Raw genomic sequence first — 25,944 nt, 5'->3', positions numbered from 1 at the left:
CAACGAAAGATAATACCTTTCACGCAGCAGGCGTTCGTTCGCTCGGCCGCACCGACCTACGCTGTACCGGTCGGACGCCCGCCGACGCGCACCCGGAGAGGACCATGACGACGCGGTCAGTCCCACCCTCGGCACCCGCCGGCGCGCTTCCCGCCGCCACGGTGCTGGCCACGCGGATCATCGAGGAGCTCGGCCGCGACATCGTCGACGGGCGGCTCGCGGAGGGCACCCGCCTCACCATCGAGGACCTCCAGCAGCGCTTCGGCGTCTCCCGCACGGTGGTGCGCGACTGCGTGCGCGTGCTCGAGGCGATGGCGCTCCTCGTGCCGAAGCGCCGCGTGGGTCTCGTGGTGCAGGGCCCGGACCGCTGGAACGTCTACGACCCGCGCATCATCCGCTGGCGCCTCACCGGCCCCGGCCGCTCGGACCAGTTCCGCTCCCTCACCCAGCTCCGCCGCGCGGTCGAGCCGGTCGCGGCGTCACTCGCCGCGCGCAATGCCACTGCCGCTCAGCGCACGCGCATCGCCGAACTCGCGGTGGATCTCCGCCGCCTCGGCGAGGCCGGCGCCCTCGTCGACTTCCTCGCCGCCGACATCGAGTTCCACCACCTGATCCTCGAGGCCAGCGGCAACGACATGTTCTGCGCCCTCCGCGAGGTGATCACGGAGGTCCTCAGTGGTCGCACGCACCAGGGGCTGATGCCGCGGACGCCGCGTCCGCATGCGCTCGACACGCACGAGCAGGTGGCCCATGCCATCCGGGATGGGGATGCGGCGACGGCGGAGGTGGGGATGGCGTCGTTGCTGGCGGAGGTCAGCAGCGCGATCAATTGATATTGGGTGAACTCGGCGACTCGCGATTGGGCCCTGACAATGCAGTAATTGCCCTTACGTGTCACCAAATGACTTCAGAAGTTTCATCAGTTCCACGAATGCGACCTAGACCCTGCATGGCAACACGGCGAATCTGATCGGCTGTTGGGTAGCTTTGAAACATATGATCGGTCTCTTTAGCTTCGTCACCCAGCAATGACTTAACGCTTTCTCGGTGACGAATGATAACTTCGTCCGAAACGGCAAACCTGAGATCCACAACGTTCAATTCCGGCTCGTACCGCGTGCCGGAACCCACCCACTGTCCTACGGTTACGAATTGAATTGCTACATCAATGAGATTTTGGACGCTTCTGACCTTCGCTGACAAAAAGCCTTCAAAATGTGGCGCGATGTCTGTGGTGTGTGCCAACGAAGTAATAGCGTAAAGCTCCGAACGCTGGAGAAGGCGGGACAGCGAAAGATGCTTGACCTATTCTAGCCAGGCAAGGCATACACCCGTGTACAATAGAGAAGCGCTTTCTTTGCCTTCGGTAGTGTTGCGACGGGCCCAGTACGCGCTAGCGACTACGGATTCGTATCCGACGGTGCTAATAATAGTCCGCATTTCTATGTCCTGCGTACGTAAAGCCCGATGTATTTCCCCCGCCAGCCACTGGTCGACAGAGGCCCAAACGTTTACATTGCGACTCTCCCGGTGTTCAATTATTGTGTGCAGATAGGCTACATAACGCAAGCGTTCTAAGCTGGTCACTTGATCTGGCATAGATGATTGCCGTGCGTAGGCGAGGGAGAGCAGCGCTCGATTCTGGTCTTCGCCCAATACCGAGTCTTTTAAATAGAGTACTGACGGGCGCGTTGATTCGCCGGTGAGGAGAAACTGAAGAGCATTAGATATTCGATCCTCGCTCACATCGTCATCGGCGATGTTTACATGAAAGTATCTCTCAAAGTATCTCTCATCGCGCATCCGACGGTTCATGACAGCGCCAATCGGTTCATGTGCCGAGTCGAAAAGAAAGCCAACAAGTGCTTCCAGGGGCGCGAGTCTAGGCCCTGAGACTATTTTAGACATATGTTCGTAACGCGCCTGCACGGCCTCGGGGGTACTTTTATCCCCCCAGTTCTTGTACATGGCGTGATTGCGACGAATGTTGTCCCAAAGCGCATGATGCGACAGTCTGATGAAGCTAAGAGCTATGAAGTCGTACGCAAATAGTTCTGCATCTGCGGCAAGCTGTCTTGTCGTCCGGAGTTGCGCATTCAGCCGACCCGCTGCTCTTGGGGTTTCCAGCGCCTCCGCTAATAGTTGAACGAGTAGGTTCTGCATTTCGGCGAAGCCTGTCGCAGAATCTGGAATATAGGACCCGAACTCGTCACACATCGCTTGGCTCCATCGACGACGTTCGACGACAGCAATCGGCGGGACCTCATACGGATACTGTACAATTTTCTCTAAGAACGATGACGTGACATTTTCGCTTTCTCCAAGCGTCTGCCGGAGTGTGTCCTCATCGTAAGACATAAGATAATGAACGTTTCTAAATCTGCCCAGTAGGCGCACCACTCTTAAAAGAGCATACAATTCGTCGCTTTGTAGCCGGTCAACATCGTCAATTATGACGAGGACTCGAGTGCCCTGGGCTTCGGTGCGCGCCGCAATGTCTGAGTAGTCCGCATGCCACGAATGTTTTTGGTCATTCTTTAGCCATATGCTGTCCACAACTTTGGTAAGTACCCCTCCAAAGACCGGCACTCTTTGAAGTAATGGCGTACCGTATCGCGCGTACGATCCAAGCCGCTTATAGATCGGAGATTTTCTAGGAAACGCGGATGAAAGGGCTGCAATGAATTCCTTCGTGACTGCTGCGCTATCAGCAGCCGACCAGGGGCTAAAGTGGACGACCTTCCAATGCGTAAGGCGCCCCGCAATATCTCTAAGCAGACGAGTCTTACCGGAGCCCCAGGAGCCGACGAGGCCAAAAACAGTTGAGGGGTGCCCTGGGTAACATCTATCAATTTGACTGGCAACTGCATTTGCGAATGGCAAACGCCCGGGGATATCGGAGCCTAGCCCTGACTCGTCGGCCCAGGCGGCGTCGTCAAATCCTTCGAGGCTCATGGCGAAATTACACCACAAACTGTGGCCCCGTGAGCGTGGCTACACGCAAAAAAGTGCTGACGGATGCGGGACTCGACGTGCGCGACGTCAAAGTGGTTACCTACGCAGATTGGCGTCAAGCTCTGTGGAGCGAGTGACGGGAATCGAACCCGCGCTATCAGCTTGGGAAGCTGAAGTTCTACCATTGAACTACACTCGCGCGACCGGCCTTGGGCCGGGTCGAGACCACAGCCTAGCAAGAGTCCGGCCGGGCGCCACCCCGCGCCGGTAGGCTCCTGCCGTGCTCCTCTCCGACCGTGACATCACCGCCGAGCTCGACGCCGGACGAGTGGCCCTCGATCCGTACGACCCCGGGATGCTGCAGCCCGCGAGCATCGACGTGCGCATCGACCGCTTCTTCCGGCTGTTCGACAACCACAAGTACCCCTACATCGACCCCGCCGAAGACCAGCCCGAGCTCACGCGCCTCATCGAGTCGAAGCCGGGGGAGCCGTTCATCCTGCACCCGGGCGAGTTCGTCCTCGGATCCACGTTCGAGCTGGTCACGCTGCCCGACGACGTCGCCGCGCGCCTCGAGGGCAAGAGCTCGCTCGGCCGCCTGGGCCTCCTCACGCACTCCACCGCGGGCTTCATCGACCCCGGGTTCTCCGGCCACGTCACCCTGGAGCTCAGCAACGTCGCGACGCTGCCCATCAAGCTCTGGCCCGGGATGAAGATCGGCCAGCTCTGCTTCTTCCGCCTGTCGTCGCCCGCCGAGAAGCCCTACGGATCCGGCGAGTACGCCTCCCGCTACCAGGGCCAGCGCGGCCCCACGGCCTCCCGCTCGCACCTCAACTTCGTACACACCGACGTGACGGTGACCGACGCGGGGCAGCCGGGGGAGTAGCCCTTCGGCTGCGTCCGTCCGCGTTCAGCGTGAACGGACCTCGTGGGCAGCGGCGGCCACCACCTGCACGGCGTCCGCCGGTGCGCGACCGATCAGCATCGGTCTATGGCCACTCGTGTCCGCGAGGAAGCCGTGCCGCATGGGCGTGTAGATCGACAGGAGCATCGCGGGGTGGAATGCCTGGAGCCCGGCGTCCTCATAGGACGTGCGTCGGCCGGCGAGGTCGAGAAAGGCGAGCGGTGCGCCCACGCCCGACCCGCCACTCGCTCACCTCCCGCCGAAGGCCGCCCCTGCCCGGAACCCGCCCGGCGTCTCGCCTGCGCGCAGGCGGAAGAACGTGGAGAAGTTCGACGCGTCGTCGAAGCCCAGGTCGGCGGCGATGTCCGCCACCGGCTGCTGCGTGTGCACGAGGAGGCGCCGCGCCTCCAGGACGATCCGGTCGTCGATGACCGCCTTCGGCGTGGTGCCGTGCTCGGCGGCCGCGCGCACCAGCGTCTTGGTCGACCAGCCCAGGCGGCCGGCGTAGTCGGCGACCAGGCGCTCGGAGCGGAAGCGCGCATCCACCTCGGCCTGGAACGACGCGAAGACGCGGTGGCGATCCGTGCTCGGGCCGCCGGCGCTCGCGTGCTGCGCGCGATCCGCAGCATCGGGCGCTGCCGCAGCCAGGCGGAGGAGCACGGCGGACAGCGCCGCCTCGCGCGCCAATGACCGAGCGGTCGGATCCCGGATCCCCGCGTCGTCCGCGTGCAGCGCCCGCCACGCGTCCGCGGCCCCCGAATCCCGCAGCTGATCCGCGGTCCAGGCGGGGACGCTGCCCGCCGAGCCGGAGTACCCCGCAGCGGTGACCGCCCGCTGCACCTCGGGCGGGATGACGTGCGCGGGGAACATCGCTACCCGGCCCTCGAGGGTCGAGATGTCGCCCCAGCGGTGCACCTGCCCGGCCCGCACCCAGAGCGCGTGGCCGATGCCGAGCTCATGCGGCACGAAGTCGACCACGTGCACGGTGCTCCCGCGCTCGAGCAGGTAGACCATGTCGAAGCCGAGTCGCTGCGTGCTGGCGAACTCCCGGCGCCCGCCCCGGCGGATGATCTCGCGGAGGCCCGTCAGCTCGATCGCCGGCCCGGGCCCGGGCAGTGAGAACCGCACGCGCTTGATCGCCGTCTGTCCCATATCCACCATGATGGCAGCCACGACGACCGTGACGGCGACTTCCGGGGGCGGCAACATCGGTGCATGACCACCACGCAGGCGACTCCCGCCAGTCTCGACTACACCATCCTCGACTCGGGCTCCTCCGCCCTCGAGAAGACCCTCACCCTCGTCACCGGCAGCACGGAGGCCGTGCTCGTCGACGCCGGCTTCACCCGCTCCGCCGGCCACCGCGCCGTGGCGGCCGTGCTCGACTCCGGCAAGGAGCTCACGACCGTCTTCATCGGTGCCGGCGACCCCGACTTCTACTTCGGCGCCGAGGTGATCCAGGACGCGTTCCCGGAGGCCCGCTTCGTCGCCCCCGCCGCCGTGATCGAGCACATCGACCACAGCTACGAGGGCAAGCTGCAGGCCTGGGCGCACCTGGGCGCGAACCTCCCCACCCGCAAGGTCGAGCTCACGCCCTTCGACGACGACCGCATCGCCATCGACGACGCCGTGCTCGAGGTGCGCCACGCGGAGGTCGACCCGGCCGACCGCGGCTGGTACCTCTTCGACCCGGCCAGCCGCACCATCCTCGGCGGGATCCTCGTCTTCGGCGGCCTGCACGTCTGGACGGCCGACACCGCGGCTCCCGAGCAGCGCGCGGCCTGGTCGGCGGCCCTCGACGGGCTCGAGGCCCTTGACCCCACGCTCGTCGTGGCCGGCCACCGCGATCCGGCGTTCCCCGCCGACGTGCGCGCGATCCGCCACACCCGTGACTACCTCGCGGCCTTCGAGGCCGCGATCGCCGCGAGCGGCACCGCGGAGGAGGCCGAGAGGATCCTCCAGGCCCGGTACCCGGACGCCGGCCTCGGCGTGGCCGCTCACCTCGGCACCCGGGTCGCGAAGGGGGAGATGTCATGGGGCTGACCCCGACCGACGACTCGCCGCGCGCCGTCGTCCGCCGGCAGTACCTCGCCTCCGCCGCGGGCGACCTCGAGGCCCTGCGCGCCACCCTCGCGCCCGACGTGGAGTGGACCGAGATGGCCGGCTTCCCCCTGGCCGGCACCTACCGCACCCCCACGGGCGTCACCTCCGCGGTGATGGAGGAGCTCGGCGCCGAGTGGGTCGGCTGGGTCGCCCACGACGACACCTACGTGGTCGAGGGCGAGGACGTGGTGGTGCTCGCGCGCTACACGGCCACGCACGGCATCACGGGCAAGGCGCTCGACGCCCGGGTCGCGCACCACTTCGTCGTGCGCGGCGGCCTCATCGTGCGCTTCGAGCAGTTCGTCGACACGGCGCTCGTGCGCGACGCCGCATCCTGACGGAGGTCCGCCCCGCCGACGGGTCGCGCTGATCCGGCGGCGGGCGGGTGGCTACGGCCCCTCGCCCACCGCCGGCCCCGAGTGGTGGTGGTCGAACACCACGCTCGTGCGGGTCGAGGCCACCGCCGGGTGCGCCGACAGGTGCTTCAGCACGAAGTCGCGGAGGTGGCCGCTGTCGCGGACGGCGATGTGGAGGATGAAGTCCTCGGATCCGCCGAGGAAGAAGAGCTGCACGACGTCGGCGAGCTCGCGCATCTCGGACGCGAACGCGGCCATCTCGTGGCGGGCTCCCGCGCGGATCGCGATGCTGATGAGCGCCTGCAGGCCCACGCCCACCGCGTCCGCGTCGATGGTGGCGGTGAAGCCGGTGATCACGCCGCGCTCCACGAGGCCGCGCACGCGGGTCACGCACGTCGACGGCGCGATGCCCGCCTGCTCGGCGAGGCGGCTGTTCGGGGTGCGCGCGTCGGCCCGGAGGAGGGCCACGAGCTTCCGGTCGATCGCGTCGAGCGGCTCGAGCGTCCGCAGTTCCTTCGTCGGCATCCGGTCCTCCTCGGCTGGTGGGCGCACGATCACGCGGATCGAGCGGCCGTCGCCGACGATCCTACGGATTTCACGCGCTCGAAACGCACGATGGCCACCATGAGTCTCGCCCTCCCGCATCGCTGCCGCCGGCCGCACCTCGCGGGGAGACGAGACGGAGCACGCGCATGAAGGTCGGGATCCCCACCGAGATCAAGAACAACGAGAACCGGGTCGCCGCCACGCCTGCGGGCGTGCACGAGCTCGTGCGCCGCGGCCACGAGGTGCTCGTGCAGGAGGGCGCGGGGCTCGGGTCCAGCATCACCGACGCCGACTACGTCGAGGCGGGCGCGACGATCGTCGCCACGGCCGACGAGGTGTGGGGCGCCGCGGATCTGCTGCTCAAGGTCAAGGAGCCGATTCTCGAGGAGTACCCGCGCATGCGCCCGGGCCAGACCCTCTTCACGTACTTGCACCTCGCGGCGTCGCGGCCCTGCACGGACGCGCTCGTCGCCTCCGGCACCACGGCCATCGCCTACGAGACGGTGCAGCTCCCCAACCGCCAGCTGCCGCTCCTCCAGCCGATGAGCGAGGTCGCCGGCCGGCTCTCCACCCAGGTCGGCGCGTACCACCTGATGCGCGCGGCCGGCGGGCGCGGGATCCTCCTCGGCGGCGTCCCCGGCACCCCGAAGGCGCGCGTCGTCGTGATCGGCGGCGGCGTCGCGGGCGAGCACGCGGCGGCGAACGCGCTCGGCATGGGCGCCGACGTCACGATCATCGACCTCTCGATCCCGCGCCTCCGCGAGCTCGAGATCCGCTTCGGCGGACAGGTGCAGACGCGCGTGTCGTCCGCCTACGAGATCGCGGCGCAGCTGAAGGACGCCGACCTCGTGATCGGCTCGGTCCTGATCCCCGGCGCGCAGGCCCCCAAGCTCGTGACCGACGCGATGGTGGCGACCATGAAGAAGGGATCTGTGCTCGTCGACATCGCCATCGACCAGGGCGGCTGCTTCGAGGGATCCCACGCCACCACGCACGACGACCCCACCTTCGACGTGCACGGCAGCGTCTACTACTGCGTCGCCAACATGCCCGGTGCGGTGCCGGAGACCTCCACGCGCGCGCTCACCAACGCGACGCTGCCGTACGTGATCGCGCTCGCCGAGAAGGGGTGGAAGAGGGCCCTCGCGGAGGATCCGGCGCTCGCCCTCGGCCTCAACGTGCACGACGGGCACGTGACGAACTCGCACGTCGCGGCGGCGCTCGAGATGCCGCTGACGCCGATCGCGGACGTGCTCGCCGCCTGACGCGCGCCCCGGCCGTCGCGGGATCGTGACCCCGTGACGGCCGGATCCGCCCGCATCCCTGGCAGGGTCGATGCATGACCTTCAGCTACGCGCCCGAACCCGACACCCGCGAGCCCCGCGAGCGGAAGACGCTCAACGGCGTCGGCCTCGCCGCGCTCATCGTGGGCGTGCTGTCGCTCATCGGCTCGGTCATCCCGATCCTCAACTACGTCTCCGGCTTCCTCGCGGCGGTCGGCATCGTGCTCGGGATCATCGGCCTCGTCCTCAAGGACCGGCCCAAGGGAATGGCGCTCGGCGGCCTCATCACGAGCGCAGTCGCGCTGATCCTGTCGATCGTGCTGGCCATCGTCTACACGGCGGGCATCGTCACGGCCATCACGGGCGCGGTGCGGGAGTCGGAGGCGCGGTCATCTGCGGAGGCGTCCGACGAGCCGCGCGTCAGCTACCAGGTGGAGGGCTCGGGCGGCACGGTCACCGCGGGCGTGCTCTGGACCACCTCCGTCGGCGGCACCGCGGGGTCCGAGCAGGCGTCCGACCAGCCGCTCCCGTTCAGCCGCGAGGTCGTCATCCCGGACACCACGGCCTTCGACATGGCGATGTTCTCGATCAGCGCGGTCGCGGGCGTCGACGCGACGGCGGGCTCGGACCCCGACATCACCTGCCGGATCCTCGTGGGCGACTACATCGTCACCGAGCAGCGGGCCGAGGGTGACGGCGCCACGGTCACGTGCACCGCGACGGCCGAGGACCTGCGGGACATCGCGGACTGATCCGCGCGGCGGGCCCCGCCATCCGCTCCGCCGACTCGCGGGCCGCGGCGCGCCTCACGCGTCCGCCGCCTCATGGCGTCCGAGGTGGCGCGACGGCCACCAGAACCGGTCGCCCAGCAGGAACACCAGCGCCGGCACGAGGAGCGTCCGCACCACGAGCGTGTCGAGCAGCACGCCGATGCAGACGATGACGCCGATCTGCGTGAGCGCCACCACGGGCAGCACGCCGAGCACCGCGAACACGGCGGCGAGCAGGATCCCCGCGCTCGTGATCACGCCGCCCGTCGACGCCAGCGCTCGCACCATGCCCTCGCGCGTGCCGTGCAGGCGCCGCTCCTCGCGCGCCCGGGTCACGAGGAAGATGTTGTAGTCGACGCCCAGCGCCACCAGGAAGAGGAACGCGAACAGCACCACGTTCGCGTCGAACGCGGGGAAGCCGAGCACCTGCTGGAACAGCACGTTCGCCGCGCCGAGGCTCGCGAAGAACGTCGCCAGCACGCTCGCGATGAGGATCACCGGGGCCACCAGCGACCGCAGGAGCAGGCCGAGGATCACGAACACGATGGCCAGGATGATCGGGATGATCAGCCCCTGGTCCCGCTCGGAGGAGGCGGCCGTGTCGGCCGCGGTGGCGTCGCTGCCGCCGACGAGCGTCGTGGACTCGGCGCCCGGCGCGTCCGCGTAGGCGTCGCGGAGGTCCTGCACGGCCGCGAAGGCCGCGGCGCTCTCGGGTTCGGCGTCGAGCTGCACGTCGATCCGCGTGCGGCCCTCCGCCGACTCGCCCGCCCGGGCGCCCGCGACGCCGGGGACCGACTCGGCCGTGGCGACCGCGTCGTCGGCCACCGCGTCCGGCGCGAGCACGACGGTCTGCGCCGTGAGGCCGGCGGAGAACGAGGCGTCCACGACCTCCTGGGCCGCGACCGACTCGGGGTCGCCGAGCAGCTGGTCCGTCTGCGACAGGCCGACGCGCGCGCCGACGAGGCCGAGCGCGAGCACGCCGACGCCGGCGAGGGCGACGACGGCCACGACCGCGGGGCGACGCCGGACCCCGAGGCCGAGCCGCCGCCACACGCCCGGCTTCCCGCCGTGGTCGGCGTCGGTCCCGGCGCGCGGGATGAACGGCCAGAAGAGGCCGCGCCCGCAGACCACGAGGGCCGCGGGCAGCACGAGCAGGGCGGCGGCGATCGCGATGAGCACGCCGATCGCGCACGCGAACCCGAGCGCGCGGTTGCCGGAGAGCTCGGCGAGCAGCAGCGTGATCAGGCTGAGCGCGACCGTGCCGCCGCTCGCCGCGATGGCGGGTCCCGCGCTCGTGACCGCCGTGAGCATCGCCGCGTGGCGGTCCTCCTGGCGCGTCAGCTCCTCGCGGTAGCGCGCGACGAGCAGCAGCGCGTAGTTCGTGCCGGCGCCGAAGACCAGCACCGAGAGGATCCCGCCGATGGAGGCGTCGATCGTGATGCCGAGCGGATCCGCGAGCGCCGTGACGACCACGCGGGCGAGGCCGTCGGCCGCGCCGACCACGACGAGCGGGACGATCCAGAGCACGGGGCTCCGGTACGTGACGATGAGCAGCACCGCGACCACGAGCACCGTCACGAGCAGGAGCCGGAAGTCGGCGCCCGCGAACGCGTTCGAGATGTCGGCCTGGAAGCCGACCGGGCCGGTCAGCTGCGCGACGAGCCCGTCCGGCAGGCCGTCCGCGGCCGTGGTGCGGAGGGTCGCGGCCGTCCCGGCGACGTCGTCGGCGGCCTCCGACGCGTCGAGCGGCACCGCGACGAGCGCCGCGCGCCCGTCGTCGCTGAGCTGCGGGACGACCGCCAGCGGGGCGGTCGAGTCGGCGGCCAGGGCCGCGGCGCGCTGCGCGATCGCGGCGGTGTCGGCGTCCGTGAGCGCGGCGCCGTCCCGGCTGAAGACGAGGATCCCGACCGTCGTGTCGGCGCTCGGGAACCGCTCGAGCAGCTCGCTCACCTGCTTCGCCTGGCTCGAGTCCGGCAGGCCGGAGGGCGGGAACGCGTCGGCCTCGCCCTTCGGCAGGAAGGCGAACAGGGCGGCGACGGCGGCGGCCGCGATGACGAGCGCCATCCAGGCGGTGCGGCGGGCGCTGACGAATCGGGCGATGGATCTCACGGGTCCTCCAGGGGTGCGGTGATCGTCAGCCTACTGATGATCAAGCGGCTTAGCTACCCGCGGCGTACGATGCCCGCATGCCCCGACGCCGTCCCCGCCCCGATGCGGACGCGCCCGTCGCCCTCCCCGCACCGGGCGCCGGCGTCCCCGTCGAGGCGGGCGAGGCCGGCGAGCTCGGCCGGATCCTCCGTGACGTGCTGGGCCTCGCCGCCGGGTTCGAGCGCCGCCTCGGCGGCGTGCTCGAGGTGAACCCCACCGACATGAAGGCGATGGAGCACCTCATCCAGGAGGGGTCGCTGTCGCCCACCGAGCTCGCGGGCCGCCTCGGGGTCACCACCGCGGCCGCCACGCTCGTGGTGGACCGGCTCGTCGAGGTCGGCCACGTCGACCGGCGCCCGCACCCGCACGACCGCCGCCGCGTCGTCGTCGTCCCGCGGCCGGCCTCCGTCGGCCGGGCCATGGCCGAGCTGATGCCCATGATCGGCGGGGTCGCGCGCGCCGCCGACGCCCTCACCGCCGAGGAGCGCGCCGCCGTGACGCGGTTCCTCGGGGAGGTGCGGGAGGTCTACCGGGAGGCGGCCGACGGCCCCGCGGGCCCCGCCGGATCCGCGTCCGTCGCGGATCCGCCCGCCGCGCGCTGATCCGGAGCACGTCCACCGCGCGTGCACCCCTCGCTCGGCCGGCGTCCACCGTGTTCGGGGATGATGGGTCCGCATCAACCACCACCACGACGCGCACGCGTGCCTCCGGGCGCGCGGAAGAGGAGGACCATGACCGGCACCGAGCGGGACACGACCACGCCGACGCGGGGACTGGTGCTCGGCGGCGGCGGCGTCGCCGGGATCGCCTGGGAGACGGGGCTCCTCTCCGGCCTCATCGCGGCGGGCGTGGACGTCGGCGCGGCCGACACGGTCGTCGGCACGTCGGCCGGATCCGTCGTCGCGATCAACCTGCGCGCGGGCGCCATCCAGGCCGCCTACGACGAGCACTTCGTCGACGTGGCGGGCATGGCCGAGCCGATGGGCAGCCGCGACCTCTCCCGCACGATCGAGGTCATCGGCGAGGGCGTCGTGAGCACCGCGGGCGAGATCCCGACTCGGCAGAAGATCGGCGAGTTCGCGCTCGAGGAGTACGACCCCGAGGTGGACGACGCCGCGAGCGTGGAGCGCATCGGCCAGCTGCTGCCGATCCGCGACTGGCCCGACGAGGATCTCCGGATCACCGCGGTCGACGCCGGCACCGGCCGCTTCACCGTCTTCGACCGGGAGTCCGGCGCCGACCTCGTGCGCGCGTCCGCCGCGAGCTGCGCGGTGCCCGGCGTCTTCCCGCCCGTCACCATCGACGGCCGGCCCTACATGGACGGCGGCATGCGCTCCGGCACGAACGCCGACGTCGTCGCCGACCACGAGCGGATCCTCGTCGTCGCGTGCGGCCCCGAGGCCCCGCAGAGCGGCATGGGCCCGACGCTCGCGACCGTCGTGCAGCAGCTCCGCGGCCGCGCCGACGTGCTCGTGGTCCAGGCCGACGCCGAGAGCACCGCCGCGTTCGGCGAGAACTCGCTCCTCCTCTCGACCCGCACGGCGTCCGCCGAGGCGGGCCGCCGCCAGGGCGAGCGCCTCGCCGAGGAGATCCGCGCCTTCTGGGGGTGATTCCGCCCGCACCACGTCGAGGGGCCCGGCCGCGCATCGCGGCCGGGCCCCTCGTGTCAGTGGATCCGGGGATCAGGCGGCGGGCACCGCGTCGGCGTCCGCCTCGGCGAGCCCCACGTGCGCCGCGTGCTCCGGGTAGAGCAGCGGCAGCTGCAGCGTGAGCCACGGGCTGAAGGCCCACGGGGTGTGGGCGACCGCGGGGATGAGCTCCTCCGGATCCACCCACTGGTACTCCCCGACCTCCTCGGGCCGCGGATCCACCGGCGTGGCCGCGACCGCGCGGAACACCGGGCAGATCTCGTTCTCGACGACGCCCGCGGCGTCGGTGGCGCGGTAGCGGAAGTCGGGCAGCACGAGCTCGACCGACGCGAGCGTCAGGCCCAGCTCCTGCTCGGCGCGGCGGTGCACGGCCTCGAGCATGTCCTCGTCGGGCGCGGGGTGGCCGCAGAACGAGTTGGTCCAGACGCCCGGCCAGGTGAGCTTGCCGATCGCCCGGCGCGTGACGAGGATCCGACCCTCCGCGTCGAAGACGTGGCACGAGAACGCGAGGTGCAGCGCGGTGTCGCGGGTGTGGACCGTCGCCTTGGGCGCCGTCCCGATGGTCTCGCCGTCGTCATCCAAGAGGACGACGAGCTCGGTGTGCTGTGGCATGCGCTCCCTGCTTTCCGTTACCCCCACGATGTTAGGTTTCATCCGTGGACGCCACCAACCTCGCTGCCGTCTCCACATCGAGGCAGGCCCATGTGAACGGCGTGCTGGATGCGTTCTTCGCCCGCTCGCTCGTCCGCGCGGAGGTCATGGGCGACGAGTACGTGAAGCTGTGGCGCACGCTCGAGTCGAACACGGCCGGCGGCAAGCGCTTCCGTCCCCGCATGGTCATGGCCGCGTACGACGGGCTCGGCGGCGAGGACACGAAGGCCGCGGCCCACGTCGGCGCCGCGTTCGAGATGCTGCACACCGCGCTCATCGTCCACGACGACGTCATCGACCGCGACTTCACGAGGCGCGGCGGACCCAATGTCTCCGGCGCCTACCGCGACATCGCCACCACGCAGGGCCTGCCCCAGCCGCTCGCCGAGCACCGCGGCATGTCGGCCGCCGTCATCGCGGGGGATCTGGCGCTCGTCAACGCCTACCGCCTGATCGACGCGAGCGGCGTGCGCGACCTCACGCGGTCGCACCTCATGGAGATCCTCGACGACGCCGTGTTCGCGTCGGCCGCGGGCGAGCTCATCGACGTCGAGTTCTCGCTCACCGCGGACGTGCCGAGCGTGGAGGAGATCCTCCGCATGGAGCGCCTCAAGACCGCCGTCTACTCTTTCGAGGCGCCGCTGCAGGCGGGCGCCGTGCTGGCCGGCGCGCGACCCGAGGTCGTCTCGGCGCTCGGCGACTTCGGCCGCGACATCGGCATCGCCTACCAGGTGGTCGACGACGTGCTCGGCGTCTTCGGCGACGAGCAGGAGACCGGCAAGACCAACCTCGGCGACCTGCGCGAGGGCAAGCGCACCGTGCTCATCGCGCACGCCGTCCGCTCGTCGGAGTGGGGCGAGATCAGCGCGCTCGTCGGCAAGGACGACCTCTCCCGCGGCGAGGCGGCGCTCGTGCGCTCCGTGCTGGAGAGCTCGGGCGCGCGGGCGTACGCCGAGGGCGTGGCGCGGGATCTCGCGGTCGCGGCCGTCGCGCGCCTCGACGACCCGGTCGTGCCGGAGGCGCTCCGCCGGGAGCTCGCGCCCGTCGCGGAGTCCGTGCTCGGGCGCATCCGATGACGCGTCGCCGGCCCGCCGCTCCCGAGGCGCCCACGGGACTCGAGAAGTACGACCGCGTGGCGCAGGAGACGGCCTCCGTCGTGATCCGCCGCTACTCCACCTCCTTCGGGCTCGCCTCGCGACTCCTCGGGCCTGACGTCCGCCAGCACATCGAGAACGTGTACGCGCTCGTGCGCGTGGCCGACGAGATCGTCGACGGCGCCGCGGCCGGGGCGGGCGTGGATCCCGCGCACGTCGAGGCCCTGCTGGATGCGCTGGAGCAGGAGACCGAGGACGCCATGCTCCGCGGCTACAGCACCAACCTCGTCGTGCACGCGTTCGCCATCACCGCCCGCCGCGCGGGCTTCGGCGCCGAGCTGACCGCGCCGTTCTTCGCGTCCATGCGCATGGACCTGCGCCGGATGGAGCACACGCCCGCGTCCTTCACGGAGTACGTGTACGGATCCGCCGAGGTCGTCGGCCTCATGTGCCTGCGCGCGTTCCTGGTCGGCCACGCCACGACGCGACCGGAGCGGATCCGCTTCGAGGAGGGCGCCAAGCGCCTGGGCGCCGCGTTCCAGAAGGTCAACTTCCTGCGCGACCTCGCCGCCGACCACGGCGCGCTCGGCCGCAGCTACTTCCCCGGCGTCGACGTCGCGACCTTCTCGGAGGCCGACAAGGAGCGCATCCTCGACGACATCGACCACGACCTCCGCATGTCCGGCGCCGTGATCCCCGACCTCCCCGCCTCCAGCCGCCGCGCCGTCGCGCTCGCGCAGGGCCTGTTCGCGGAGCTCGCCGTGCGCCTGCGCGACACCCCGGCGTCCGAGCTCGTGCGCACGCGCGTGCGGGTGCCGGATCCCGTCAAGGCCCGCATCGCGCTCGCCGCCGCGTCGGGCGCCGAGCCGTCGGGCGTCGACGGCCGCCTGGTGCGCCGCTCCCGCGGACCCCGCGCGCACGCGGCCCGGCCGGTACCCGCATCGCGGCCGGCCCCCGCCGCCCGACCCGCCCCGACCCAGCCCGCCCCGTCCGACCCCGAGCAGCAGGAGAGCGCCATGACCGCACCCACCGCCATCGTGATCGGCGGCGGGATCGCCGGCCTCGCCTCCGCGTCGCTCCTCGCCCGCGACGGCTACCGCGTGACCCTCGTCGAGGGCCGCGACGAGGTCGGCGGCCGCGCCGGATCATGGGAGAAGGACGGCTTCCGCTTCGACCTCGGCCCCAGCTGGTACCTCATGCCCGAGGTGTTCGACCACTTCTTCCAGCTCATGGGCACGAGCGCCGCCGAGCAGCTCGACCTCATGCGCCTGCCTGGCTACCGCGTGCTCTTCGAGGGCGATCCCGACCCCATCGACATCCGCGACTCCCGCGAGGCCAACCTCGACCTGTTCGAGAGCGTCGAGCCCGGATCCCGCCCGGCGATGACCCGCTACCTCGACTCCGCGAAGGACGTCTACGAGGTCGCGAAGAAGCGCTTCCTCTACACGACGTTCGCCGACTACCGGCCGCTGCTGAAGCGCGACGTCGTCACCCGCACGGGCACGCTCGGGAAGCTGCTGCTCACGCCGCTCGAGACGCACGTCGCGCGCTACGTGAAGGACCGGCGCCTCCGCCAGATCCTCGGCTACCCGGCCGTGTTCCTCGGCTCCTCGCCCAAGCTCGCACCGAGCATGTACCACCTGATGAGCCACCTCGACCTCGAGGACGGCGTGCTCTACCCGCAGGGCGGCCTCATCACCGTGATCGACGCGATCGAGCGGGTCGCGCGGGCCGAGGGCGTCGAGATCCGCACGGGCGCGCCCGTCTCGCGCATCCTCACCGAGCCGACGAAGGCCGGCAAGGCGCGGGCACGCGGCGTGCAGATCACGACCGACGCCGGCACCGAGACGCTCCAGGCCGACGTGGTCGTCTCCACCGCCGACCTGCACCACACGGAGACCGAGCTCATCCCCGAGGCGTTCCGCACCTACCCGCAGGCGTACTGGGACAAGGCCACCGCCGGCCCCGGCGCCGTGCTCGTGTACCTCGGCGTGAGGGGAGAGCTGCCCGCGCTGCACCACCACACGCTGCTGTTCACGGAGGACTGGGACGAGAACTTCTCCCGCATCTTCCCGCCGAAGGGCGGCACGACCTCCGTGCCGGATCCCGCGAGCATCTACGTCTGCAAGCCCAGCGCCACCGACCCCTCGGTCGCGCCCGAGGGCCACGAGAACGTCTTCATCCTCGTGCCCATCCCCGCCGACCCGACCATCGGCCGCGGCGGCATCGACGGCGCAGGCGACGCGCGGGTCGAGGAGATCGCCGACCGCGCCATCCAGCAGATCAGCGACTGGGCCGGCATCCCCGACCTCGCCGAGCGCATCGTCCTCCGGCGCACCTCGGGCCCCGGCGACTTCGCCGCCGACCTGCACTCCTGGAAGGGCACCATCCTCGGGCCCGCCCACACGCTCACGCAGTCGGCCATGTTCCGCGCCGGCAACACGAGCAAGAAGGTCGACGGGCTGCACTACGCCGGCGGATCCACCATCCCCGGCATCGGCCTGCCCATGTGCCTCATCAGCGCGGAGATCCTCGTCAAGCGGCTCCGCGGCGACACGTCGACCGGCCCCGGCGCCGTGCCGCTCGTGCGCACGGTCGGCCGCCCGGTGGTCTGATGGGCCTCGTCTACCTGGTGCTGCTGCTCGGCGCGCTCGGCTGCATGATGCTCATCGACCGGCGCTGGCGCCTGTTCTTCTGGCGCGACCGCACGGCCGCGGCGGGCACCCTGCTCATCGGCGTCGCGTTCTTCCTGCTGTGGGACATCGCGGGCATCTCGCAGGGCATCTTCTTCCGCGGGGAGACGCCGTTCATGACGGGGATCCTCGTCGGCCCGGAGCTGCCGCTCGAGGAGGTCTTCTTCCTCGCGCTGCTCTGCTACCTCACGATGAACCTCGTCAACGGGTTCAGCCGCCTCGCCGACCACCACGTCGCCCGGGCGAGGGAGCGCGCGAACCGATGAGCTACCTCGTGCTCGACCTGCTGTTCCTGATCCCCGTCGCGATCGTCGGGTTCCTGTTCCGTCGCCTTCTGCTCCGCGAGGCGAACGCCGTGCCCTACGGATCCAGCCGCTTCGACTACCCCGAGTACTACTGGTACCGGCGGATGCCCGTCGTGATCCTGCTCGTGATGACCCTGATCTTCGACAACATCATGATCAAGGTCGGCCTCGTCGGCTACGACGACGACAAGCTGGTGGGCCTCATCCTCGGCTACGCGCCCATCGAGGACTTCGCCTACGCGATCGCCGCGCTCGTGCTGCTGCCCGCGGTCTGGTACCTGCTGCGTCGGCGCCGCAGCGTCTCCGGCATCGAAGCGCATGAGTGACGTGCGGGCGCGTCCGGGCGCCACGGAGATGCTGCGCACCATCGCGCTCTCGTCGCGCCCGCTCTCCTGGGTGAACACGGCGTTCCCGTTCGCGGCCGCGTACCTCACGGTCACGCGCGAGCTCGACCTCACCGCGATCCTCGGCACCATCTACTTCCTCATCCCGTACAACCTCGCGATGTACGGCATCAACGACGTCTTCGACTACGAGTCCGACATGCGGAACCCGCGCAAGGGCGGCGTGGAGGGCGCGGTGCTCGCGAGCGCCATGCACCGGCCCGTGCTCATCGCGGTGCTCGTCACGAACGTGCCGTTCCTCGTCTACCTCGTGGCAGTGGGATCCGCGGCGAGCGTCGCCGTGCTCGCCGTGAGCGTCTTCGCGGTGGTCGCGTACTCGCTCAAGGGCCTGCGCTTCAAGGAGCGGCCGGTGCTCGACTCGCTCACGTCGAGCACGCATTTCACCTCTCCCGCGGTCTACGGGATCGTGCTCGCGGGCGGCGCGTTCACGCCCGCGCTGTGGGCGATCCTCGCCGCCTTCTTCCTGTGGGGGGTCGCGTCGCACGCGTTCGGCGCGGTGCAGGACATCGTTGCCGACCGCGAGGGCGGCATCTCCTCCATCGCGACCGTGCTCGGCGGAGCAGTCACCGTGCGGATCGCCGTGCTCGCGTACGCAGCGGCCGGTGCGGCGATGCTGTTCACGGGGCTGCCGGGGATCATCGCGGCCGTGCTCGTGATCCCGTACATCCTCAGCACCGCGCCCTTCTGGTCGATCCGCGACGAGGACGCGGAGGCCGCGAACCGCGGCTGGCGCCGCTTCCTCGGCCTCAACTTCCTGTCCGGCTTCGTGGTGACGATGCTCCTCATCGCGTACTGGCTCACGAACCCCTGACGCATCCGGCCGGGTGAGGGGCGGATGGGCGCGGGAACGGAGGGCGGGGCGGCCGACGTGCGCGCCGACCGCCGGGGGACGTGGCGGCGCCTGCCCGCCGAGGTCCGCATCCTCGTCGTCGCGCGGGCCGTCAACAGGCTGGGCGCCTTCACGCTGCCGTTCCTCACGGTCGTGCTCACCGTCGACCTCGGGGCCTCGCTCGCCACCGCCGGCCTCGTGGTCGCGCTGTTCGGGGCCGCCACGATCCCGTCGCGGATCCTCGGCGGGCTCCTCGCCGACGCCATCGGCCGCCGGAGCACCATCGCCATCGGCCTGATCCTGACCGCCTGCTTCCAGCTGATGCTGGCCGCGGCTCCGGGGATCGCGACGGCCGCGGTCGCGGCGGTGCTGCTCGGCCTCGCGTTCGAGCTGTACGAGCCGCCGTCGCAGGCGCTCGTCGCGGACCTCGTGACGGACGACCGCGAGCGGGTCTCCGCGTACGGCCTGCACGGCGCGGCGCTCGCGGTCGCGGGCGTGCTCGCCGGTGTCCTCGCGGCGATCCTGGGCGGCGTCGACCTGCGCCTGCTGTTCGTCGCGGACGCGGCCACCTGCCTGGCCTGCGCCGCCCTCGTGCTCGTCGGGCTCCGCCGGCGCCCGACCGCCGTGGCCGCGGAGCCGACGGCGGATGCGCCCGCGCCAGCGCCCGCCGCGCGCAGCCCGTGGCGCGACCCGCTGCTCCTCGCGATGCTCGCCAGCGGCACCGGGTTCGCGGTGCTCTACCTGCAGATCGACGTCGCCCTCCCGCTGACGCTGGCCGAGCGGGGGATCGGCCCGTCGATGCTCGGCGTGCTGCTCGCCGCATCCGCCCTCACGATCGTCATCGGACAGCCCCTCCTGGCCCGCGGGCCGGTGTCCCGCCTCGGGAGCACGGCGGCGATGTCGGCCGGCTTCGTGCTCCTCGGCGCCGGATTCGCGCTCGTGGGCCAGGCGGCGGACCTCCCCGGGCTCGTCGCGGCGACCGTGGTCTGGAGCATCGGCGACCTCATCCTGCTGGGCCGCGCGACCGCGCTCGTCGCCGCCATCGCACCCGCGGACGCGCGCGGCCGCTACCTGTCGGCCTACGGGATCAGCTGGGGCATCGCCGCGATGGTGGGGCCCCTGCTCGGGACGCAGCTCGTCGCGCGGCTGCACGCGTCCGGCACGTGGGATGCGCTCGGCGCCCTCTGCCTGGTGCTCGCCCTCGCGCAGCCGGTGGTCTCCGGGATCGCGCGGCGGACCGGGCGGCTCCCCGCGCCGCCCGCGCCGTGAGACGGGTGCCCGATCTCGCTCGCTCAGTAGTGCGTCGGCAGCATGCCGGTGGCGAGCTCGCGGCGGCGGCGCGCGTGCTCGCCCGCGAAGGAGAGCAGCTCCATGTCGTGCTCGCGCATCCACGCGACGGCGTCCTCGAGCGTGACCGCGGTGGAGACCCAGACCCGGCGGCCCGAGTCGTCGACCGCGTCGGCGTAGATCTCGAAGACGGGACCCGCACCGGCCGCGCGCGCGGTCGGCACGACGTATCCGAGGACGGGCTGCGACGCGACCTGCACGCGCCACGCGCCCTGGTGGTAGCGGGCGTGCGGGTGGTGGATGAGGGGCTCGGGCTCGCGGGTCATCGGTGCTCCAGGTGTCAGGACGGGGGCGCGAGCACCCGGCCGTGCTCGTGGACGACGATAGGCTGTGCGTCCGACACGGGGGTGGTCGGTGCCTGGTCTGCGCACGGTCTGCGCATGATGGACGGACGCCCCGCGATCCCCAGGAGCCCATGTCACCGCCGATCCGCCTCCTGCACCAGACGGTGCGCCCCTTCGTGGCGGCCGGCCTGCGCGGCGGCATCCCCACGCCGCTGACCGCGGCCGTGCCCACGGACGCGCCCGTCGGCGTGGTGCCGGGGACGGATCCGGATCGCATCCTCGCGCTCGGCGGCATCGGCGGATCCGGCGTCGGGCTGCGCACGCACGCGGAGGGCGTCGCGGCGCAGTCGGCGAAGGCGCTCGCCGCGATCACGGGTCGCGGCGTCGAGTGGCGCACCGTCCCGCTCGCCGACCAGCACATCACGGCCACGCAGGAGGCCGTCCACCAGATCACCGAGCTGCACCGGTACGACGTCGTGCTCGTGATGCCCGGGGTCGCCGACGCGCTGGAGCTCGCGCGCATCACGCCGTGGGTCCACCGCCTCGAGGACCTGCTCGACCACCTCGTGGAGCAGACCGCCGACAACTCGATCGTGCTCGTCTCGGACGTGCCGCAGGTGTCGCAGTACGTGGAGGCCGGCACGTTCGTGCGGGGCCTGTTCCGGGATCACGCGATGTACCTGTCGCAGCGCAAGGCCGAGGTCTGCGCGCGCTTCCCGCAGGTCACGTCGGTGAAGCTGCCGGATGCGGGTCCCGTCGACTTCGAGGGCGGCGAGTTCCGCTACTCCTCCATGTACCGCCGCTGGGGCGAGCACGTGGGCCGCGTGATCGCCGACCTGCAGGCGGGGCGCCCCGGGGTCTGAGCCGGCCGGCGGATCCGTCCGCTCGAGTCCCTAGCGCCCGCGCCGCTGCCCGCGCGGCGGTGGAGTGCGCTTGCCGCCGCCCTTCGGGGTCGGCTTCTTCGCGCCCGCGGCGCCCGCGGCGCCCGGCTTCCCCGCGGCCTTGCGCGCGGTCTTCTGCGCCGCGGTCGGCTTCCGGCGGTCGCGCTCGTCGTCGTCCCGCTGCGACCGCGAGCTCGCGGCCGTGCGCCCGCGGACGATGCCCACGAGCTCCTCGATGTCGGGGGAGGCGTCGCCCTCGCGCCAGGCCACGGCGATCCGCGTCTCCGGCAGGTCGTGCACCGGCACCGCGACGACGTCCTTGCGCGCGTGCAGCCGGCCGAGCGCGTGCGGCACGACCACGAAGCCGACGCCGGCGGCGACCAGCTCGACGGCCGCGGCGACGTCCTCGGGCATCGGGACGGGATCCGCGCCCGCGGTGCGCCCGGGCCAGCCCGGCACCTGCTCGGCCGGCTGCAGGAGCAGGTCCTCCGCCAGGTCGGCGATCGCGATCGCGTCGGCCGTGGCGTGCGCGTGGTCCTTGGGCAGGATCGCGACCTGCACCTCGCCGTAGAGCGGCACGATCGTGAGGCCGCGGCCGTCGACGGGGAGACGCAGGAACGCGACGTCCGCGGATCCGTCGACCACGGCGGGAGCTGCGTCCGGCTCCGCGAGCGGCACGACGCGCAGCGGCACGTCGGCGACGCGCTCGTCCCAGGCGCGGGTCCACTTCGCGACGGTGACGCCCGGCACGATCGCGACGACGAGACCGCGCGGCGGCGCTGCGGCTTCCTCAGCCAGGCGCGCGTCGTCCGCGGCGATCGCGGCGCGGGCCTCGACGAGCCGGTCCTCGCCCGCGGGGCTGAGGCGGGTGGGGCCGTCGTCGCGCACGAACAGCTCGACGCCCCAGAGCGCCTCGAGGTCGAGGATCGAGCGGCTCACGGCGATGCGCGAGACGTTGAGGGCCTTCGCGGCGCGGGCGAAGTGCAGCTCGTCGGCGACGGCGGCGAAGTGCCGGAGGGCGGTCGGGTCGGCGTCCACGGGAGTCCCCTCGATGGCCCGCACGGTGGTGGCACGCGGAGCGGCGGCGGGTCGGATCCAGGGTAGTGCAGGGCGCCCGGGGCCCCGACGGTACCCTGGGGGCATGACGAGCCCCGGATCCAGCCAGACGATGAAGGCCGCGACCGCGGCGAAGAAGCTGGGCGTGCACCTCCCGGCGACCCCCGTGGAGTTCCAGGAGTCGACCCCGTCCCGCGCGGAGCTCGCCGAGATGCACGAGAACCCGCCCGAGTGGCTCGCCACGCTGTTGCGCGACGGCCCGCACCCGCGCCAGGTCATCGCCGGCAAGCTCGGCGTCTCCATCGCGGGCCTCGCCCGCGGCGGTGTCGACGAGGCCCTCACCACCGCCCAGATCAAGGAGCTGCTGCAGGCCCCGCCGCAGTGGCTCGTGCAGGAGCGCGCGACGCAGGCCGAGGTGCGCGAGGAGCAGATCCGCGTGAAGAACCGCGACGCCGGCCGCGCCGCCATGGCCGCCGAGCGCGAGCGCCAGGACGGTGCCGGCGGCGCGCGCCGCTGAAGCGACCCGCGTCCCCAAGCGCTCTCGCGCTCCTCGGTCGACCGGCCCTGAGCGGATGATCCCGGGGATCCCGCCGCCGCGAACCCGGCCCCGCGTGAGACCCTGATGCCGTGACCCGCACGAACGACACGGCCCACCGCCGCCACGCCGCCGACGACGCATCCGGCGAGCCGGATCCCGCGGGCGGCGTCCGCGCACCGATCACCGGATCCCGCGTCCCCGGCACCGTCGGCTCCATCGTCGTCGCCGCGCTCGTCACCGCCGTCTACGTGCTGTACTCCGCGCTCGAGTGGCGCCGCTTCACCGTGAAGTCGTGGGATCTCGGCATCTTCACGCAGCTCGCGCAGGACTACTCGCGCCTCCAGGCGCCGCTCGTCTCCATCAAGGGCGACGGCTTCAACCTCATGGGCGACCACTTCCACCCGATCCTCGTGCTGCTCGGCCCGGTCTACGCCGTCTGGCCGCACGCGTTCGCGCTGCTCGTGGTGCAGGCCGTCCTCATCGGCATCTCGGTGGTCGGCATCGGCCGCCTCGCCGGCCGGGTCGCGGGCCGGTGGGGCGCGATCGTCGTGGCGGCCGCGTACGGGCTGAGCTGGGGGATCCAGGGCGCCGTCGCGTTCCAGTTCCACGAGATCGCGTTCGCCCTGCCGCTGCTGGCCTTCGCGCTCGACGCCGTGATCGCCCGCCGCGCGATGGCCGCCGCGGCGTGGGCCGTGCCGCTCGTGTTCGTGAAGGAGGACCTCGGCCTCACGGTCGCGGTGCTCGGCGCGATCATCGCGCTCACGATGGACCGCCGCATCGGCGTCGCGCTCGCCGGCTGGGGCGTCGCGTGGTTCGTGCTCGCGACCACCGTGATCCTGCCGGCCTTCAACCGCGAGGCCCGCTGGGACTACGCGTCGAAGCTCGACGCGGGCGGCGCGCTCGCGGATCCGCTCGGAACGGTCGCCGGGCTCTTCGTCGCACCGAAGCTCGAGACGGTGGCCTTCCTGATCCTCGCCGGCGCGCTGATCGCCCTGCGCTCGCCGCTGCTCCTCCTCGTGGTGCCGACGCTCGCCTGGCGCTTCCTCTCGCCGACCGAGGCGTACTGGGGGCCGGGCTACCACTACGACGCCGTGCTCATGCCGATCGTGTTCGCCGCCGCCATCGACGGCATCGTGCGCGCTCGCCGGGGCCGGCAGCACTGGCTCGCGATGGCGTCGCGCGCGACCGTGCCGCTGCTCGCGATCGCCGCCGTCCTCCTCTTCTTCCGCTCGCCCATGGCCGAGCTGACGAAGCCGGCCATCTGGCAGCCGGCCCCCCGGGCCGCGCAGGCGCAGGCCGCGCTCGACCAGGTGCCTGCGGGCGCGAGCGTCCTCAGCGACATCGGCCTCATGTCGTACCTCGTCGACGACCACGAGGTCTACTGGCTCGGCAACCCGGGCAACCCGGCGCCGCAGTACGTCGTGATCGACAGCCTCGGCGGCGGCCTCGGCCAGGGCGCGCTCAACGCGGACCAGTACGGCGAGGCGACGCAGGCGGGCACGACCTACGAGATCGTCTACGCCGACGCCGGGTACCAGGTGGCGCGGCGCACCCAGTAGGACGCACGGGCGGATCCAGGCGGCTCCCGTCGGACGGGCGGACCCGCCGCACGCGCGGAGGCCGGGCGCTCCCCCGAGCCGCCCGGCCTCCGCGTGCGCGCGCCCCTCGCGGAGCGCCCCCGATCAGATCGGGATCACCGCCGTGAGCACGCCCACGGCGAGCATCGCGAGCGACACGAGCACCGCCCGCCACAGCACCTTGCGGTGGTGGTCGCCGAGGTTCACGTCCGCGAGCGACACGAGCAGCAGGATCGCCGGCACGAGCGGGCTCTGCAGGTGCACGGGCTGCCCGGTGATGGACGCGCGCGCCATCTCGACGGGGTCGATGCCGTAGTTCGCCGCGCTCTCCGCGAGCACCGGGAGCATGCCGTAGTAGAAGGCGTCGTTGCTCATGAAGAAGGTCATCGGGATGCTGAGCACGCCCGTGATGACCGCGAGGCCGGGCCCGAGGGCGTCCGGGATGATCGTGACGAGCCAGGCGGACATCGCCGAGACCATGCCGGTGCCGTTGAGCACGCCGATCAGCACGCCCGCCGCGAGCACCATCGAGACCACGCCGACCACGCTGGGCGCGTGCGCCGCGATGCGCTCGCCCTGGTGCTTGAGGTCGCGGAAGTTGGCGATCAGCGCGATGGCGGCGCCGACCATGAAGACGTAGGCCAGCGGCAGCTGGTCCATGATCAGCAGCGCGAGCACCACGATCGTGAGGCCGAGGTTGAACCAGATCATGCGCGGGCGCAGGGTCTCGCGGTCGGGGTCGAGCATGGTCGTGCCGAGCGTGGAGACGGCGGCCGTCTCGGCGCGGACGAGCGACGGGGCCATCGTGATGAGGCCGCCGCGCGGGGTCGCGGGGGCGCCGCGACCGGCGCGCCACCAGCCTGAGCCGCCCGTGGACCCGCCGGAGCCGCTGCCGCTTCCGCCCGCGGCGTCGAGGCCGCCCTCGGCGCGCGCCTCGCCGAGAGCCGCCAGGCGGCTGCGCTCGCGGAGGCCCATGGTCCAGGCGAAGATCATGACGAGCGCGATGCCCACGAGGAGCGACGGGATCATCGGCACGAAGATGTCCGTCGGCGAGACCTTGAGCGCCGCCGCCGCGCGGACGGTCGGGCCGCCCCACGGGACGATGTTGAGCGTGCCGTTCGCGAGGCCGGCCGTGCAGGTGAGGACCACCGGGCTCATCCCGAGCTTGCGGTAGATGGGCAGCATGGCAGCCGTCGTGACGATGAAGGTCGTGGATCCGTCGCCGTCGAGGGAGACCGCGGCCGCGAGGATCGCCGTGCCGAGCACGATCTTCGCCGGGTCGCCGCCCGCGAGGCGGAGGATGAGGCGCACCAGCGGGTCGAACAGGCCGACGTCGATCATGATGCCGAAGTAGATGATGGCGAACATCAGCAGCGCGGCCGTGGGGGCCAGGTCGCCGAGCGCCTCGATCACCATGTCGCCGATGCCGAGCCCGGCACCCGCGAAGAGGCCGAAGATGGTCGGCACGAGGATGAGGGCGACCATGGGCGTCAGCCGCTTGGTCATGATGAGGGCCATGAAGGTGAGGACCATGGCGAAGCCCAGGAATACCAGCACGCGTGACTCCTTCG

Annotated in this window: 27 protein-coding genes and 1 tRNA gene; 17 read left to right on the top strand and 11 right to left on the bottom strand. The window is 71.5% G+C overall.

Features of this window, described 5'->3' with window-relative positions; translation table 11 throughout:
- The first annotated feature begins 104 nt into the window (after positions 1-104).
- Entirely contained in the window at positions 105-833 is a 729-nt protein-coding gene (locus NL142_RS15330; protein ID WP_435080390.1) for a FadR/GntR family transcriptional regulator, read from the top strand.
- Between the two features lie 61 nt (positions 834-894).
- On the opposite strand, the gene NL142_RS15325 is transcribed toward NL142_RS15330, so the two are convergent.
- The 3 genes from NL142_RS15325 to NL142_RS15315 all read right to left on the bottom strand — a co-directional run bounded on the left by NL142_RS15325 (position 895) and on the right by NL142_RS15315 (position 3,154).
- Positions 895-1,245 (bottom strand): hypothetical protein, encoded by a 351-nt coding sequence (locus tag NL142_RS15325; protein WP_435080389.1) that lies wholly within the window; start codon positions 1,243-1,245, stop codon positions 895-897.
- 60 nt (positions 1,246-1,305) lie between these two features.
- Complete coding sequence (locus NL142_RS15320; protein ID WP_435080388.1) at positions 1,306-2,955, bottom strand: KAP family P-loop NTPase fold protein; 1,650 nt, start codon at positions 2,953-2,955, stop codon at positions 1,306-1,308.
- 125 nt (positions 2,956-3,080) lie between these two features.
- A tRNA-Gly gene (locus tag NL142_RS15315) sits at positions 3,081-3,154 on the bottom strand.
- 81 nt (positions 3,155-3,235) lie between these two features.
- On the opposite strand from NL142_RS15315, the gene dcd reads away from it, so the two are divergent.
- Positions 3,236-3,841 (top strand): dCTP deaminase, encoded by a 606-nt coding sequence (dcd, locus tag NL142_RS15310; RefSeq protein WP_435080387.1) that lies wholly within the window; start codon positions 3,236-3,238, stop codon positions 3,839-3,841.
- A gap of 24 nt (positions 3,842-3,865) precedes the next feature.
- Here dcd and NL142_RS15305 read toward each other — a convergent pair whose 3' ends face one another.
- Positions 3,866-4,090 carry a hypothetical protein gene (locus NL142_RS15305; protein WP_435080386.1) on the bottom strand — a complete coding sequence of 75 codons (225 nt, stop codon included), beginning with the start codon at positions 4,088-4,090 and terminating at the stop codon, positions 3,866-3,868.
- An 18-nt stretch (positions 4,091-4,108) separates the two neighbouring features.
- Positions 4,109-5,011: an AraC family transcriptional regulator gene (locus tag NL142_RS15300; RefSeq protein WP_435080385.1), complete on the bottom strand. Its 903-nt coding sequence runs from the start codon at positions 5,009-5,011 to the stop codon at positions 4,109-4,111.
- Positions 5,012-5,074: 63 nt separating this feature from the next.
- Between NL142_RS15300 and NL142_RS15295 the strand changes: the two genes are divergently transcribed.
- Entirely contained in the window at positions 5,075-5,902 is an 828-nt protein-coding gene (locus tag NL142_RS15295; RefSeq protein ID WP_435080384.1) for an MBL fold metallo-hydrolase, read from the top strand.
- On the top strand, positions 5,893-6,300 hold the full coding sequence (locus NL142_RS15290) for a nuclear transport factor 2 family protein (RefSeq protein ID WP_435080383.1): 408 nt from the start codon (positions 5,893-5,895) through the stop codon (positions 6,298-6,300). Before NL142_RS15295 ends, NL142_RS15290 begins: the two co-directional genes overlap by 10 nt.
- A 51-nt stretch (positions 6,301-6,351) precedes the next feature.
- Here NL142_RS15290 and NL142_RS15285 read toward each other — a convergent pair whose 3' ends face one another.
- Positions 6,352-6,843, bottom strand: a complete 492-nt coding sequence (locus NL142_RS15285; RefSeq protein WP_435080382.1) for an Lrp/AsnC family transcriptional regulator — start codon at positions 6,841-6,843, stop codon at positions 6,352-6,354.
- A 167-nt stretch (positions 6,844-7,010) separates the two neighbouring features.
- Here NL142_RS15285 and ald point away from each other — a divergent pair, with 167 nt between their 5' ends.
- Both ald and NL142_RS15275 read left to right on the top strand, forming a co-directional pair.
- The gene (ald, locus tag NL142_RS15280) at positions 7,011-8,129 is read left to right on the top strand and encodes an alanine dehydrogenase (RefSeq protein ID WP_435080381.1); all 1,119 of its coding nucleotides are present in this window, start codon (positions 7,011-7,013) and stop codon (positions 8,127-8,129) included.
- A gap of 74 nt (positions 8,130-8,203) precedes the next feature.
- Positions 8,204-8,899: a DUF4190 domain-containing protein gene (locus tag NL142_RS15275; protein ID WP_435080380.1), complete on the top strand. Its 696-nt coding sequence runs from the start codon at positions 8,204-8,206 to the stop codon at positions 8,897-8,899.
- A gap of 54 nt (positions 8,900-8,953) precedes the next feature.
- Here the strand turns inward: NL142_RS15275 and NL142_RS15270 are convergent, their stop codons facing one another.
- Positions 8,954-11,026, bottom strand: coding sequence for an MMPL family transporter (locus NL142_RS15270; protein WP_435080379.1), 2,073 nt, complete (start codon positions 11,024-11,026; stop codon positions 8,954-8,956).
- A gap of 77 nt (positions 11,027-11,103) precedes the next feature.
- Here NL142_RS15270 and NL142_RS15265 point away from each other — a divergent pair, with 77 nt between their 5' ends.
- Positions 11,104-11,667: a MarR family transcriptional regulator gene (locus tag NL142_RS15265; protein WP_204576117.1), complete on the top strand. Its 564-nt coding sequence runs from the start codon at positions 11,104-11,106 to the stop codon at positions 11,665-11,667.
- A 129-nt stretch (positions 11,668-11,796) separates the two neighbouring features.
- Complete coding sequence (locus NL142_RS15260; protein WP_435080378.1) at positions 11,797-12,675, top strand: patatin-like phospholipase family protein; 879 nt, start codon at positions 11,797-11,799, stop codon at positions 12,673-12,675.
- A gap of 72 nt (positions 12,676-12,747) precedes the next feature.
- Here the strand turns inward: NL142_RS15260 and idi are convergent, their stop codons facing one another.
- Positions 12,748-13,326: an isopentenyl-diphosphate Delta-isomerase gene (idi, locus tag NL142_RS15255; protein WP_435080377.1), complete on the bottom strand. Its 579-nt coding sequence runs from the start codon at positions 13,324-13,326 to the stop codon at positions 12,748-12,750.
- A gap of 44 nt (positions 13,327-13,370) precedes the next feature.
- Between idi and NL142_RS15250 the strand changes: the two genes are divergently transcribed.
- From NL142_RS15250 to NL142_RS15225, 6 genes are read left to right on the top strand one after another with little or no spacing between them, the layout of a single operon-like run.
- Positions 13,371-14,441, top strand: coding sequence for a polyprenyl synthetase family protein (locus tag NL142_RS15250; RefSeq protein ID WP_435080376.1), 1,071 nt, complete (start codon positions 13,371-13,373; stop codon positions 14,439-14,441).
- Positions 14,438-17,074 (top strand): phytoene desaturase family protein, encoded by a 2,637-nt coding sequence (crtI, locus tag NL142_RS15245; protein WP_435080375.1) that lies wholly within the window; start codon positions 14,438-14,440, stop codon positions 17,072-17,074. The genes NL142_RS15250 and crtI overlap by 4 nt, the downstream gene beginning before the upstream one ends.
- Complete coding sequence (locus tag NL142_RS15240) at positions 17,074-17,418, top strand: lycopene cyclase domain-containing protein (RefSeq protein WP_043583763.1); 345 nt, start codon at positions 17,074-17,076, stop codon at positions 17,416-17,418. The genes crtI and NL142_RS15240 overlap by 1 nt, the downstream gene beginning before the upstream one ends.
- On the top strand, positions 17,415-17,783 hold the full coding sequence (locus NL142_RS15235; protein WP_435080374.1) for a lycopene cyclase domain-containing protein: 369 nt from the start codon (positions 17,415-17,417) through the stop codon (positions 17,781-17,783). Before NL142_RS15240 ends, NL142_RS15235 begins: the two co-directional genes overlap by 4 nt.
- Positions 17,776-18,672, top strand: a complete 897-nt coding sequence (locus NL142_RS15230; RefSeq protein ID WP_435080373.1) for a prenyltransferase — start codon at positions 17,776-17,778, stop codon at positions 18,670-18,672. The genes NL142_RS15235 and NL142_RS15230 overlap by 8 nt, the downstream gene beginning before the upstream one ends.
- 24 nt (positions 18,673-18,696) lie before the next feature.
- Positions 18,697-19,959 (top strand): MFS transporter, encoded by a 1,263-nt coding sequence (locus NL142_RS15225; protein WP_435080372.1) that lies wholly within the window; start codon positions 18,697-18,699, stop codon positions 19,957-19,959.
- 23 nt (positions 19,960-19,982) lie between these two features.
- Here the strand turns inward: NL142_RS15225 and NL142_RS15220 are convergent, their stop codons facing one another.
- Positions 19,983-20,303 carry a hypothetical protein gene (locus NL142_RS15220; protein ID WP_435080371.1) on the bottom strand — a complete coding sequence of 107 codons (321 nt, stop codon included), beginning with the start codon at positions 20,301-20,303 and terminating at the stop codon, positions 19,983-19,985.
- Between the two features lie 149 nt (positions 20,304-20,452).
- Here NL142_RS15220 and NL142_RS15215 point away from each other — a divergent pair, with 149 nt between their 5' ends.
- Positions 20,453-21,184, top strand: coding sequence for an SGNH/GDSL hydrolase family protein (locus tag NL142_RS15215; RefSeq protein ID WP_435080370.1), 732 nt, complete (start codon positions 20,453-20,455; stop codon positions 21,182-21,184).
- 30 nt (positions 21,185-21,214) lie between these two features.
- Here the strand turns inward: NL142_RS15215 and NL142_RS15210 are convergent, their stop codons facing one another.
- Positions 21,215-22,240: a LysR family transcriptional regulator gene (locus NL142_RS15210; RefSeq protein WP_435080369.1), complete on the bottom strand. Its 1,026-nt coding sequence runs from the start codon at positions 22,238-22,240 to the stop codon at positions 21,215-21,217.
- A 103-nt stretch (positions 22,241-22,343) separates the two neighbouring features.
- On the opposite strand from NL142_RS15210, the gene NL142_RS15205 reads away from it, so the two are divergent.
- Positions 22,344-22,775 (top strand): DUF5997 family protein, encoded by a 432-nt coding sequence (locus NL142_RS15205; RefSeq protein WP_104235202.1) that lies wholly within the window; start codon positions 22,344-22,346, stop codon positions 22,773-22,775.
- Positions 22,776-22,885: 110 nt separating this feature from the next.
- Positions 22,886-24,355, top strand: a complete 1,470-nt coding sequence (locus tag NL142_RS15200; RefSeq protein WP_435080368.1) for a DUF2079 domain-containing protein — start codon at positions 22,886-22,888, stop codon at positions 24,353-24,355.
- A gap of 123 nt (positions 24,356-24,478) precedes the next feature.
- On the opposite strand, the gene NL142_RS15195 is transcribed toward NL142_RS15200, so the two are convergent.
- A complete protein-coding gene (locus NL142_RS15195; RefSeq protein WP_234424972.1) occupies positions 24,479-25,906 on the bottom strand; it encodes a CitMHS family transporter in 1,428 nt (475 codons plus the stop codon).
- Between the last annotated feature and the right edge of the window lie 38 nt (positions 25,907-25,944).

Source organism: Clavibacter quasicaliforniensis (assembly GCF_051201715.1).
GTDB classification, from domain to species: domain Bacteria; phylum Actinomycetota; class Actinomycetes; order Actinomycetales; family Microbacteriaceae; genus Clavibacter; species Clavibacter seminis.
This window is presented reverse-complemented; position numbering and strand designations above follow the sequence as displayed.

Coding starts and splice junctions, on each gene's coding strand:
- NL142_RS15330 (WP_435080390.1), top strand. CDS start 105: ATGACGACGCGGTCAGTCCCACCCTCGGCACCCGCCGGCGCGCTTCCC.
- NL142_RS15320 (WP_435080388.1), bottom strand. CDS start 2,955: ATGAGCCTCGAAGGATTTGACGACGCCGCCTGGGCCGACGAGTCAGGG.
- NL142_RS15300 (WP_435080385.1), bottom strand. CDS start 5,011: ATGGGACAGACGGCGATCAAGCGCGTGCGGTTCTCACTGCCCGGGCCC.
- NL142_RS15295 (WP_435080384.1), top strand. CDS start 5,075: ATGACCACCACGCAGGCGACTCCCGCCAGTCTCGACTACACCATCCTC.
- NL142_RS15290 (WP_435080383.1), top strand. CDS start 5,893: ATGGGGCTGACCCCGACCGACGACTCGCCGCGCGCCGTCGTCCGCCGG.
- NL142_RS15285 (WP_435080382.1), bottom strand. CDS start 6,843: ATGCCGACGAAGGAACTGCGGACGCTCGAGCCGCTCGACGCGATCGAC.
- ald (WP_435080381.1), top strand. CDS start 7,011: ATGAAGGTCGGGATCCCCACCGAGATCAAGAACAACGAGAACCGGGTC.
- NL142_RS15275 (WP_435080380.1), top strand. CDS start 8,204: ATGACCTTCAGCTACGCGCCCGAACCCGACACCCGCGAGCCCCGCGAG.
- NL142_RS15265 (WP_204576117.1), top strand. CDS start 11,104: ATGCCCCGACGCCGTCCCCGCCCCGATGCGGACGCGCCCGTCGCCCTC.
- NL142_RS15260 (WP_435080378.1), top strand. CDS start 11,797: ATGACCGGCACCGAGCGGGACACGACCACGCCGACGCGGGGACTGGTG.
- idi (WP_435080377.1), bottom strand. CDS start 13,326: ATGCCACAGCACACCGAGCTCGTCGTCCTCTTGGATGACGACGGCGAG.
- crtI (WP_435080375.1), top strand. CDS start 14,438: ATGACGCGTCGCCGGCCCGCCGCTCCCGAGGCGCCCACGGGACTCGAG.
- NL142_RS15240 (WP_043583763.1), top strand. CDS start 17,074: ATGGGCCTCGTCTACCTGGTGCTGCTGCTCGGCGCGCTCGGCTGCATG.
- NL142_RS15235 (WP_435080374.1), top strand. CDS start 17,415: ATGAGCTACCTCGTGCTCGACCTGCTGTTCCTGATCCCCGTCGCGATC.
- NL142_RS15230 (WP_435080373.1), top strand. CDS start 17,776: ATGAGTGACGTGCGGGCGCGTCCGGGCGCCACGGAGATGCTGCGCACC.
- NL142_RS15225 (WP_435080372.1), top strand. CDS start 18,697: ATGGGCGCGGGAACGGAGGGCGGGGCGGCCGACGTGCGCGCCGACCGC.
- NL142_RS15220 (WP_435080371.1), bottom strand. CDS start 20,303: ATGACCCGCGAGCCCGAGCCCCTCATCCACCACCCGCACGCCCGCTAC.
- NL142_RS15215 (WP_435080370.1), top strand. CDS start 20,453: ATGTCACCGCCGATCCGCCTCCTGCACCAGACGGTGCGCCCCTTCGTG.
- NL142_RS15205 (WP_104235202.1), top strand. CDS start 22,344: ATGACGAGCCCCGGATCCAGCCAGACGATGAAGGCCGCGACCGCGGCG.
- NL142_RS15195 (WP_234424972.1), bottom strand. CDS start 25,906: ATGGTCCTCACCTTCATGGCCCTCATCATGACCAAGCGGCTGACGCCC.